This is a genomic window from Flavobacterium hydatis (genome assembly GCF_000737695.1).
Classification (GTDB): Bacteria; Bacteroidota; Bacteroidia; order Flavobacteriales; family Flavobacteriaceae; genus Flavobacterium; species Flavobacterium hydatis.
Genome location: NZ_JPRM01000026.1, coordinates 25,389 through 37,516 on the forward strand (window position 1 = coordinate 25,389; position 12,128 = coordinate 37,516).

At 32.7% G+C, this 12,128-nt stretch carries 9 protein-coding genes; 1 reads left to right on the plus strand and 8 read right to left on the minus strand.

Going from position 1 to position 12,128, the window contains the following annotated elements:
• The 6 genes from IW20_RS16040 to IW20_RS16065 form a co-directional block, all read right to left on the minus strand.
• Positions 1-687 (minus strand): hypothetical protein, encoded by a 687-nt coding sequence (locus tag IW20_RS16040; protein ID WP_051885812.1) that lies wholly within the window; start codon positions 685-687, stop codon positions 1-3.
• Between the two features lie 96 nt (positions 688-783).
• Entirely contained in the window at positions 784-1,584 is an 801-nt protein-coding gene (locus IW20_RS16045) for a TatD family hydrolase (protein WP_035624477.1), read from the minus strand.
• 283 nt (positions 1,585-1,867) lie between these two features.
• Positions 1,868-2,740, minus strand: coding sequence for a phosphatase domain-containing protein (locus tag IW20_RS16050; protein WP_035624479.1), 873 nt, complete (start codon positions 2,738-2,740; stop codon positions 1,868-1,870).
• A gap of 1 nt (position 2,741) precedes the next feature.
• Positions 2,742-3,758: a T4 RnlA family RNA ligase gene (locus tag IW20_RS16055; protein ID WP_051885817.1), complete on the minus strand. Its 1,017-nt coding sequence runs from the start codon at positions 3,756-3,758 to the stop codon at positions 2,742-2,744.
• A 574-nt stretch (positions 3,759-4,332) separates the two neighbouring features.
• Positions 4,333-4,635: a hypothetical protein gene (locus IW20_RS16060; RefSeq protein ID WP_035624482.1), complete on the minus strand. Its 303-nt coding sequence runs from the start codon at positions 4,633-4,635 to the stop codon at positions 4,333-4,335.
• A gap of 190 nt (positions 4,636-4,825) precedes the next feature.
• A complete protein-coding gene (locus tag IW20_RS16065) occupies positions 4,826-5,596 on the minus strand; it encodes a hypothetical protein (RefSeq protein ID WP_035624484.1) in 771 nt (256 codons plus the stop codon).
• Positions 5,597-5,694: 98 nt separating this feature from the next.
• On the opposite strand from IW20_RS16065, the gene IW20_RS16070 reads away from it, so the two are divergent.
• Positions 5,695-6,309, plus strand: a complete 615-nt coding sequence (locus tag IW20_RS16070; protein ID WP_035624487.1) for an HD domain-containing protein — start codon at positions 5,695-5,697, stop codon at positions 6,307-6,309.
• 279 nt (positions 6,310-6,588) lie between these two features.
• Here IW20_RS16070 and IW20_RS16075 read toward each other — a convergent pair whose 3' ends face one another.
• Both IW20_RS16075 and IW20_RS16080 read right to left on the minus strand, forming a co-directional pair.
• The gene (locus IW20_RS16075; protein WP_035624489.1) at positions 6,589-7,593 is read right to left on the minus strand and encodes a PorP/SprF family type IX secretion system membrane protein; all 1,005 of its coding nucleotides are present in this window, start codon (positions 7,591-7,593) and stop codon (positions 6,589-6,591) included.
• A 15-nt stretch (positions 7,594-7,608) separates the two neighbouring features.
• Positions 7,609-12,003, minus strand: a complete 4,395-nt coding sequence (locus IW20_RS16080) for a T9SS C-terminal target domain-containing protein (RefSeq protein ID WP_035624492.1) — start codon at positions 12,001-12,003, stop codon at positions 7,609-7,611.
• Positions 12,004-12,128 lie beyond the last annotated feature (125 nt).

The following is a 12,128-nucleotide window of genomic DNA, read 5'->3' on the forward strand; positions in this document are numbered from 1 at the left end:
TTACTCTTCTAAAAAGTCTTCTAAAAATCCTATGAATCGTTTTCCATCAGATGACCAACGCATTCCTTGTCCGTTTTCTACTCTAATTTCGTATACCAAATCATGTTTATAATGATAAAATACGTTCCACCATGTTTTATGGTTTATGATATAATTTATCAATTTTTCTACGGCTTGTTGTTTTTGGCTACTATTGCCCTTTATTGTTCCAAATATACTATCTTTTTTTCTGCCCACATGTTTTTCCCAAGCTCTTGCAGCGATAGATATTTCGGTGTTGAAAGGTAGAAAGCAACTTTCTAAAAGAATCTCTTTTCTAGGTGGAATTCCTGTTTCGTCACGTCTGCTTGCCGAAGTCAGCCGTTGTCCCAAAATAAGCAGAATAATCTCAAAAGGAGTTTCTTCTAAAGCCTCAATAATAGTTGATTTCAATAGACTCAAATCCTTTTCTAAAGCTTCCAAAACTTTACTAAAGTAAAATATACTGTCTTGCAATGAAATTATAATTTCATCATTAAAATAAGGCAATCTCGAAATCTCCGTTTTTTGATTGTAAAAAGTAACTAGATTTTCTGAAAAAAGAAGCAAATTTTCGTCTGTTAAAAACATACTATATTTGTCCTTCCATTCTTTACTTAAATCAGGAATTACTGCTTTAAATTCATTAAAAAGGGCAACTATATTCATCTTTTTACTCGTTGTAAATTAACCTTATTATTATTATTATTATTATTATTATTATTATTATTATTATTATTTGGAATTTAAAAAAAACAAGAAACTCTAAATCTCAAAAAAGCTTTTAGCGTTTTTAGTAGTTTCTTCTGCAACTTTAATTCCTGAAATTCCTTTAAACTGAGCAACTGTTGCTGCAACAAAAGGCAGAAAAGCAGGTTCACAACGGCGTTCGTGGTATTTTTTCATGAGACTATTTGGAACATTTTTCGGCAGCATAAATGGCGCATCGGTTTCGATCATTATTCGGTCAAGCGGTGTATATTGAATCACTTCTTTTAAAAGGTCAAAACGCTTACTATCTGATATTGCTCCTGTAAAACCAAGATAAAATCCGTTATCAAGATAAGTTTTGGCTTCTTGTAAACTTCCTGTAAAACAATGCACCACAGCTTTTGGTAATTGTGGTAAATAGTCTTTAGTAATACTCATAAATCTTGTAAAAGCAGCTCTCTCGTGCAAGAACAAAGGTTTCTGAACTTCGATTGCTAATTCTAATTGCGCTTTATAACAGCTTTCTTGTACGTTTCTGGGCGAAAAGTCACGATCAAAATCGAGTCCGCACTCACCTACCGAAACGACTTGTTTTTGTTTTAATAAATTTCGCAGTCGTGAGATACTTTGTGCGTCAAAACTCTTCGCATCATGCGGATGAATTCCTGCTGTTGCGTATAATATTCCTGGATATTCTTTTGCTATTTCAGCCGAAGCTTCACTATTTTTCACACTTGTTCCTGTTAGTATCATTTGCGATACATCGGCATCTAAAGCGTTTTGTACGACATCGTCTATGTCATTTTGGAATTGTTTATTGGTTAAATTAATTCCGATATCTATATATGTATTCATTTTTTTTTTAGTTAGTAAGATTCTAAGAAACTAAGGTTCTGAGTTTTTAGCTCTTTGAGTCTTTCTGTTTTTTTATTATTTTTTTTTGCCATTTGGACGCTAAGGCACAAAGTTTTTTTGTTTCACGCAGATTTAAAAAAATTTCAGCAGATGTTGGCAAATTATTCTAAAAAAATCGAATTAAATCTGCTGAAATCTGCAAAATCTGCGTGAAATAAATCTTTGCAAACTTTGCGGTTAAAAGCCTTTGAACCTTTGCCTCTCTGAACCTTTGTTCCTATTTTTAAAAATCCCCATAATACACCTGAAAGCATGGTAATTTCAGGTCGTTTCTCCAGGTATCAACTACTTGATTTCTATCATCGAGAGCAAACTCTACAAAGTATTTATCTTTGATAAAATCATTATAGATTTCAGTTTTTATAATCGAATCTTTTCGACTATCCTGACTTTTTCGCATAATTAAGTCATCGAATTCTATGGCATGTTTTTCAAGGAAACGCAAAGTCGGTTCTTTGTATCTATCTTCTCTTCCTGAAACCAATAATATTTTATATCCCAATTTCTTATAATTCCTTAATACGTTTGCCACAGGCTCATTTATTAAATCCTGATCACATTTACTAGCATCAAAAGGGTTTCTTCCGTTCATTAAAGCCAATGTTCCATCAAGATCACAGATTATTGCTTTTGGCAATTCTGGGTCTTGGATTGCGTATTCAGGAGAATCTTTAAAAAATTGTCGATGCATTTTCTTAATCACTTTTTCTCCAACTGGCTTTTCTCTTAAAGCATCTCGCTCGATACAAACCCTAACATCTGTATTTACTTCGATAACCTCAACAGTTACGTTTTCACTAAATTTAGCGTTGTATTCCTGAACCAATTGTGTAACTCGTTTCAAGTTTGTATCGGATAAGTTTGTATCATCTACTACAATATTTTTTCCTTCCTCTAGACATTTAACGATTAATAAATCACGAACTTTTTTTACAAACTTCTCGTTATTTTTACTCGTTGTTCCGTTATCAAACATTGCACGCAAATCGTCTCTATTGATTCTTTTATATGTTTCTGGATTTTCTGAAATTATCTTTTTTGCCAAAGTCGATTTTCCACTTCCTGGCAATCCTTTCATTAAAATTACTTTTCTCATTTTATTCTTCTCCTTTATTAAACGGTTTTTCAAATGTTGGTCGAATCATTTTCCAGATAATCTCTGAATAGTCTTTACCATTTAGCATTGCAAATAATACTCCCGAATGTTGACAAGTCAGGAAATACAAGGCTGTTTCTTTCCGAGATTCTAATATTTTAAAATCTGCTTTGCTCTGGTTCTCTATTATCAAATATTTATTTTCTAAATCGGCTTTGGTTTGTTTAACCCAATCGAAAAATTCATCTGGAACACGTTCCAAAATTTCTTCCATTGATTGATTAGTTTTCAGATATTCCCAAATATTCAAATTAGAAACTTGTGTAATGATTCGATGTAAACGAAGGTATTCTTCAAATTTGATTTTCACTCTAAAATTATTCGAATATTTAATAATAAAACCTTCTTTATTCATAATATCCATTTCTTTTAAAGTCAGAATATCTTTGATTCCGTCATATCTTTCTACTACTGGAAAACCAATATCTTCTAGCGGAAATTCTTCTCCTGTTTGTGTATCGATAATTGCCAGTAAAACTAATTCTTCTGCTACACCATAATCTAAAACAATGCGGTTTTCTGGATAAATAATCTCGAATAAATACGTCTTTCTTTTATCCAATAATGTCCATGAGTCTTTATATTTTCTATGCAACATTTCGTTTGCTTTATCGGATTGGTCGCTTGCAAAAGAACCTCGACTTGCCATAAACGGAACCTCATCTATCCAATACAAAATTCCCATTGAACCGTCCATTTTATCATAAACTTCAAAAGTTGCATCAGGAAGCACTTGATTTTCCATTTCTCCCAAATTAAAAAACTTAGGAAATGGTCTTGCAACAACTTTAAAGTTTTCATCTAAGATTAATCCTCTACAACTTAATGTAACATCATTCCATATTCTTTCGAATTGAGCACTTTGGGTATAATTATAGATATATAAATCATAATTAGGGTGTTTGTTTACTCTAATATAATTTTGGGATATCATCTCTTTTAAAAGTACTATATTCATTTCTTCTTTTCTTTAAACAAAGATTCAAAAATTACTACGCAGTTATTTTACGCAGAAAAAAGGAATCTTATTTTGAGTAATCGAAATTACTCGTAAACATTCATTTGTTTTATTTTGTGACCCTGATGAGATTCGAACTCATATTCCCTCTCAGGCATTGCGGCTCTAAATACGCTTCCCTACTTTCCCTAACGATTTCGGTGCTTCTGTAAATTCTACCCATTAGTCCGCACGGGTCTAACCGGAATATCCGCAAACTCTACAGCCAGTAATTTTTCTGTAGGCTTTTCCTTTTAAGCTACAAGGCCTTTATTTTGATGATACAAAGGTTTATAACCGGTGCGCAATTATTTTGCGCAGTGAAAAAAGAAATACACTTCTTTGACATAATAAGATTCATAGGGATTAGTTCTCTTCTTATTATTTAGTTTTTTACTTATCCTAATAACAACAAAAGCAACCAATCTAGAGGTTGCTTTTATTATTTAATTATGCATGTAACTAATTGCAGTGGATACGAAGTCAGAGATGTTTGCCAGTGTATACGATAATTTTATTAGCAAGGACACTTCATCTAGTCTTCATTTCTTGCGTAAACTAAATAAAAATCATTATTAATTGATTTAAATATTTCACCAGTACTTTCTTTTGTTACTAAATATTTATAAGTAGTATTTTTAAAAATCAAATCACAGTCCATTTCTCCTGTTGTATCAATCAACAATTCTATTTCATCTTGAGTTGGAATTTCTTCAAATATAATATTAAGACAGAATTCTTCGTACTTATTTTTAGTAATATAAATAATTCTCATATTTTTAGTAATATGATAAAGTAAAGCTCTTATTATATACGGTAAATGTTTATTAATATCCATAATTAAAATTTTGATTTTGGGTGAACAAGGGACTTTAGCTAAAATATAAGTTTTGACTAAAGTCAATTAGATAAACTTTATTTTTCCCTCCAGCTAAAGCAGGAGGCAATTCAATACATTATTTAAATCTTTATCGCCATCTTTGTCAAAGTTTTAAATCTTTGACAAAGATTTCTTGACAACTGAAGAATTAAAACTTTTCATTTACCATATCAATGCATTCATTATTACAAGTCAAAAAGCCATTAGAAGATTTAAACTCTCCAAAATTCTGAAGCAATTTTAACCAATAGTTAATGTACCCTTGCAAAATCATTTTATCATCTACTGTAATTGTTTTTCTATAAATAAATATATCCAATTCATTATAATACTCTACTAATTTTTTCTTGGTATATATTTCAATATCATTTTCAATTAAAGCTATATTTTGCCCGACATAAAAAGCTATAATTTTCCAAATATCAGAATCTCTTGTATTCTTTTGATTGAATTCTGAAAGTGAAACAAAATCTATTTTGCCAAGTGCTTCCAATTTCAGATTAAAATCATGGATTCCTTTTATAATGGGGCGAATCTGAGTTCGGTATTCTGTTCGCGTCAACATTGTCAAAACTGTCCGAACGGCTTTATAAATTGCCAACGTTTTATTTCTTATATGCTTTTCGGTTACCAATAAAGGATAATCTTGCTGATGGAAACTATACGTTTCTAATAATGCATTATTGAGCGAATCTATCCATGATTTTGTAAAAATAGTATCTGAAATTTTTCCATATTCAATAACGGCTAAGGTTGCATTCCAATTCAAATTATATTCTTTAGAAAGGAAAAGTACTTTGTTTTTTCTTTCTTCTTGCGTTTTAGGCATTTCTTCTTTTGGAACAACAATAATCACATCCTTGTCTGTAGAATCATCTGAACCATAAATATAATACGGGTATGGAAAAGTATTTCTCAATGTTAATTATCTTAATTTGATGATACAAAGATTTCAGAAGCACTACGCAATTATTTTGCGTAATAAAAAATAATTCTATTTTTATGTAAATTAGCCTTATGGATTTAAAAGAAAAGTATAGAGAATTACTCTTAAATATTGGTTTTAAAGAGAATGAGATTCAGAAAAATTGGTCAGATTTGGAAAAGGCGTATTCTAGTAAATCAAGGCATTATCACAACTTATCGCATATAACGGATATGATTTTAAGTTTTGAAACATATCAAGACAAACTTCGGAATCCTGATGAAATATTATTTTCTATTTTTTATCATGATTATGTGTATAAGAGTTCTAAAAAAGATAATGAACTGAAAAGTGCTGAATATACATTATCGATTTTACCTAAAAATATCAGTTTTAATAAACAATTGGTTTTTGATGCTATTTGTGCGACGCAACTTCATCAGCATAATGAAATTGAAGATATCAATTGGTTAATTGATTTTGATTTGAAGATTCTCGCCCGAGATTGGGAGGATTATCAAATTTATTTTGAACAAATCAGAAAAGAATATCGCATTTATCCTGATTTTCTCTATAAACCAGGACGTGCGAAAGCTTTAAAACATTTCCTTGAGAATGAATATATTTTCCAGACGGAGGAATTCAGAAATTTATATGAGGAGAAAGCAAGAATGAATATCGAAAAAGAGATTTCATTATTAATGTAGAGACACACCGTAGTGCGTCTACGTAAGGATTATCTACAAAGTGTTAGACGCACTACGGTGCGTCTCTACGGAAAATTGGGAACGAAAAACAAATCGTTTACAACAAAATAAAAACGGTAGTTTATTCTATTATCGGTTTTGCGTGAGGGATTGTAGTGAAAATCCTTTTGTTTTTTCCTTTAAAAAACAAAAGATTGAAACGGAAAGCCCGACCCGCCTTTTTCGGCGGGACACGCCCTTATTAGGCTAAAAACTGTAATTCAATAAATAACTTCCTGTTTATCGTCCTGTATAATTAGGACAACCAAAACATTTTACACTTAGGTTAAATTGGTAGGTTAACAAGATTTCGTAAACACCTCCTGTTCTCCCCATGTTTGATGTATTTACATCGTAAGAAAGTCCTAATTTTAGGTTCTGATATTGTAGTCCTGTAAAAAGATTTATTGAGGTAAGTAACTCTCTGTTTATTCCGTTTTTTGATGGATTGGTAACTGCTGTTGCTCCAAAAAATATTTTTTCGAACTGGATTGATGTTCCTAAATCAAATCGATTATAACGCCCTTGTTGCATATAATTTGAGGTAATAAGCAATTTGGTTTCATACGGAAGGAATAATACATCGACATAATCTGCCAGAAGAAATTCGTAACCCGAACTTAAAGAGAAGAACGTATCCAGAGGTACATTTCCGTTTGAAGCAAAGGAAATATTGGGTCTGTTAAGGTGTTTCATTGATAAACCAATCCATAGACTTTCGGTATTAAAAACCATTCCTGCTGAGAAATCGAAAAAGCTGACTTTATCGTTTTTTAACATTGGATCCATTGAACTTGAATTTATAACTCCTGTTCTTATATTAATTTGATCCTCTAGCAATAGGTTTTGAAATGCAAATGATTTTAATCCGAAACCTGCTTCGATAGCTGGTCTAAAATACCAACTATCATTTAGTTTTACCCTATAAGCATAATTGGCATTTATTTGTGTGTAATTATACTTGGTCAGGTTTTCTCTTTGATTTAAAACACTTATACCATAACCGCTATTTATATTCTCGTTCCAAGTATTTACAAATGCATAATCGGTATCTATTTTTAAATCTAAATCTGGCCATTGTTCGCGGTGGACAATACCTGCATATGTTGTTTCCATAAATCCAGAAAAACCTGGATTTAGTGTTTCGGGAATTAAAAAATATTGTGTAAAAATTGGGTCTTGCGCTCTCGTTTCCGAAAAAAAGCAACAGGTAATAATTATTGTAATATATAGTTTTAATCTCATTGTAATCTGTTGCTTTTATTTAAGTAATGTGAATGCTCCTTTTTCGGTTACTGTATGGTTGTAAAAGGTTTTTGCCGTGATTTTAAAATAATAGTTTCCGTTTTCGGCTGGATGATTTTTTATCTGCCCGTTCCATCCACTAATATTTTTTCCTGTTTCGGAGTATACAATTCCTCCCCAAGTATCATAAACATCGAGGGTGATGTTTTCTAAACCTAAAAATACGGGTGCAAAGGTGTCGTTATAACCGTCATTATTTGGCGTAAAAGCATTTGGCATTACTAAACTATATCCTTTTTCGACTATTATTGTAGAGGTGTAACTATATTGACATCCAAAAGGGTATGTCGCCGTTTGTTTTATTGTATAAGTTCCTTCTCTGGTATAGATATGTTTTGGATTTTCTTCGTTTGAAAAATTTCCATCTCCAAAATCCCAAGATATATTTGTAAAATCTCCTGTTGCCAAGTTTGTAAATAAAATTGGGTCGTAAATAGAATACAAGTCATAAACATCTTTGCTGTATGAGCTTGTAGAATAATTGGCTATTCCTAAAACTGGTTTATTAACATTATATGGAAAATCGGCTGTACAACCAAAACTATCGGTAACAGTAAATATGATTAATCCATTATTTTCGGTATTCATTATCTCGTTATTAGGCCCTGAAACAACACCATCTGACCATTTTAAGGTATATGGTGGAATCCCTCCTTTTACGTGTCCTACATAGGTTTGGTGTACGTACTTGGTATTACAATCAAAATCTGTTAAGACTTCGATTGTTGGTGTAAGTTGATCGAATCGAGTAATTTTCCATTCTTCTGATTTTTTACAACCATTGGCATCAGTAACGGTAACTGCATAAGTACCCGGTGGAAGTTTAGTTAAGTCTTCGGTTTTTGCGCCATTAGACCAAGAGTAGTTAAATGGTGGCTGTCCTCCTGTTACAACTAAGTTGATTTCTCCTGTATTAGCATCAACACAATCTAACGGATTTAAAACATCGGCTCTTAATTCTAGCAACAATGGCTCTATTATAATAAAGGTTTCTTTTATTACACATGCTTTACCATCGGTAATTGTTACGCTATATTTTCCTGGTCCTATATTATTACGTTCGATTCCTGCTGTAGAGTTATCATCCCAAACTAAAGAAACGGGTGCTTTTCCGCCTATAAGGTTTAATCGGATATGACCATCATTTGCACCAAAACATGAAACGTTCTTTACATCTGGGTTTATGGTAAAAACTGGCGCATTATCTATTACTATAGGAAATACTTTAGGACAACCTAATGCATCTGTAATGGTAATAATATAAGTTCCTGCTGACAAATTGTTTTGTACCAAGCCTGTTCCTAAATTGCTCCATTTTATAATATATGGATCTCCTGTTGCAAACGGAACTCCTCCTTTTATACTATTAATAGTAATCGATGCATTGGCATAATTATAACAGGCAATTTCGGTTTTACTGTAATTTAGAACTATTTCATCATTTTGTAGTAATACAACTTTCAGTTTATCAGTACATCCTGAATTATCTGTAACGGTTAAATCATAAGTTCCTGCTGCTAAATTTTTTAAATTCTGAAGATTACTTCTAAATCCGTTTGGTCCAGTCCAGCTATATCTGTAATTAAAAACTCCTGGCGATGTTTCGGTAAATCGACCACCTGTTGTACTTACATTAATTTCACCAGTATAATATCCGTAACATAAAATATCTACTTGGCTTTCCCATTTTACCTTTAATAGTGGTGGCTCGATGATTGTATAGCTACCTTTAAGTATATTACAATTATTAACTTCGGTAATTGTAACTCCATAAACTCCTGGCCCTAGATTGCTAGGGTTTCCTGTAGTTGCGCTGTATGGATTTCCGTCTTTTGTCCATACATAAGTATAGGGTTGCGTTCCTCCTGTTACATATAGGTTGATATTTCCGTTATTTGCCCCGAAACAAGTTATATCGTTTTTACCATCTGAAAATTGGAATAGCCCTGGCTCACTGACATAATAGGTCATTGAAAATGGACAATTGCCATTATCGCCAACTCTTAAATTATATCCTCCGGGTTTTAAATTAGAAATATCTTTATCGGTACTTGTAAACCCGTTAGGACCTGTCCAGATAAATGTATAAGGAATTGCTGTTGCAAAAGGAATTCCTCCTGTTACATTTATTGCAATAGATGCATCGTTTGCACCAAAACACGTGCTATTTTTTATTGTTTCTTTTACACTTATTAATGGATCTACTGTTACTGTAATTGTAAAATTAGGCCCAGGGCAAACTGTAGATATTGGCGAAACCGTATAGGTTACTGTTGCCGGAATGGGCGTGTTATTTACTAATGTCTGGCCGATGCTTGTTCTTGGTGTTCCTTGCGCACTCGCACCACTCACCGCTCCTGCCGGAGAAATTACTGGCGTAGACCAAACATAGGTTGTTCCTGCAGGTACATTATCTATCCCGTTTGTAACTGGCGTAATCTGAAAACTATTACCGCTACATATTTTTACTGTTTTATCCTTTATAACTGGAGATAACACTAAATCTACAGAAAAAGGGGCTGTTTTTGTTGTAGTTCCACAACTATTACTAACACTAAAGATAGCTTCATACTTACCACTAGTCGTATAATTTATTGGTCCTGGATTAAGTAATGTAGATGTAGATGGTGTTCCTCCTACAAAAGTCCATAGATAAGTAATTTCTGAACTTGGTGAACAAGTTTCTTCTACTGTTCCTACTGGGTTTATTGTTGCCGAATTACAATAATCTGAAATTGGTTTTAGAGTCGTAACTGGCGGTTTTTTTACTGGAATTGCTTTTATAATCTCTCGCACTATTCCGCAAGAATTTCTAGTTGTTAACCTTACGTAATAAGTTCCCGGCATTGTAAAGTTAAAAACAGGATCCTTTGATGATGAATAAGTTCCATTTGCAAAATTCCACTGTCCTCTTCCTAATCCTGGTACTGATTCTTTACCACAATATCCTTCGTAGTAATTAGTAACATCCCAATAATAACTCTCGGTTCCGCAACTAAAACTTGTGTCTGTAGTATTAGTTATTTGCACATTGGTTGAAGCACACGCATTACCAAAAGTAAAGTCTGGCTGCAATACAGGCTCAACACAAATAGTTCTTGTTGTCTCTACACCAACTCCACAAGGTGTTGTTGCATTTAGTTTTATTGTGTATTTACCTGGCGCAGAATATGCGTGATAAGGATTAACATCTCTAGAAGTAGTTCCGTCACCAAAATCCCACGTATAAACATTAAATGTGCTACAATTATTAGTATATCCCGCATAAGTATAATTACTAAAACTAACAGCTGAATTTACACATGCTATGCTTTGTACGCTAAAATTTGGTTGGGGTACGTCTAATATTTTTATTGGCCCTGCCTTAAGATCTGTGGTTCCACAAGATGTCATTATTGTTAAGCTAACCGTACTTCCGTTAGTATCACAATTTGCTCTAATATATTTATGTGGTATAGGGAAATTGCGCGAAGCTTCTGGATTTGCCGAATTATAATAAGGAGAACTTTCTAATTGCGCTTGCGAATAAGTATCGTTTGTTCCATCTCCATAATTAACATAATATTGAGTATCTGATGGATTGAGTCCCCATGAGCCAATAGCAAATTGCATTGGATCTACTGGTATACATAAATTGATTGTATTACCTGGAGCTATAAGTGCTCCGATTGGGTTATTGGAATTTTTAACTACATAGGTAATAGAGTTGCTACAAGCATTATTTCCTATTCCCGTTATTACCATATTAAAAGAACCTAATTTCTGGTACTCGTGTATTTTAGGAAAAGTAACATTAGTTTCGGAATTACCATCGCCCCAATCTACATTATAAGATGTAATACATCCTACTGAAGCCGAATTATTTGCAACACTAATACTGTATTTAGGATTAGAATTATTGTCTCCGCATCGCTCAAAAGGCTTGAGTGAGCCCGGAGCATTTGTATTTCCGAATTTTAAATCTGGTTTTTCCTTTACCGAAATAGTTTTTGTTATTGTATTTGATGCACCATTGGCATCTGTAACGGTTAAGCTTACGCTAAAGTTTTGAATTCCGCAACCAACTGCATTAAATGTATGGTTTGGATTATTATTTGTAGATGTGCTCCCATCGCCAAAATCCCATTGATAGGTATAAGGGGCAATACCACTTACAACTGGATTAAATGTTACTGGGGTTCCAGAACAAGTTCCGTCATTGGTAAAATTAAAATCGACATTGGGTGGTAAAACTAGACTCTTATAATCTTTGTTAGTGGGGAAATTACTTTTATCAGTTGTATTAAATCCATAAACTGAACTTGTAATTATAAAAAAAAAATGTAGGTGTAATAAGTAAAGTTTCCCCATATAGTGTAAATCAATTTTTTAAGGTGGCAAAAGTATGTGCGTTTTTTTTGAAATCAAAGGGAACACTAGTAATAATCCCTTATTTTTTTAATTTTTAAAATGAATAATATTCAAAATATTAGCAT

Coding starts and splice junctions, on each gene's coding strand:
- IW20_RS16040 (WP_051885812.1), bottom strand. CDS start 687: ATGAATATAGTTGCCCTTTTTAATGAATTTAAAGCAGTAATTCCTGAT.
- IW20_RS16045 (WP_035624477.1), bottom strand. CDS start 1,584: ATGAATACATATATAGATATCGGAATTAATTTAACCAATAAACAATTC.
- IW20_RS16050 (WP_035624479.1), bottom strand. CDS start 2,740: ATGAGAAAAGTAATTTTAATGAAAGGATTGCCAGGAAGTGGAAAATCG.
- IW20_RS16055 (WP_051885817.1), bottom strand. CDS start 3,758: ATGAATATAGTACTTTTAAAAGAGATGATATCCCAAAATTATATTAGA.
- IW20_RS16060 (WP_035624482.1), bottom strand. CDS start 4,635: ATGGATATTAATAAACATTTACCGTATATAATAAGAGCTTTACTTTAT.
- IW20_RS16070 (WP_035624487.1), top strand. CDS start 5,695: ATGGATTTAAAAGAAAAGTATAGAGAATTACTCTTAAATATTGGTTTT.
- IW20_RS16075 (WP_035624489.1), bottom strand. CDS start 7,593: ATGAGATTAAAACTATATATTACAATAATTATTACCTGTTGCTTTTTT.
- IW20_RS16080 (WP_035624492.1), bottom strand. CDS start 12,003: ATGGGGAAACTTTACTTATTACACCTACATTTTTTTTTTATAATTACA.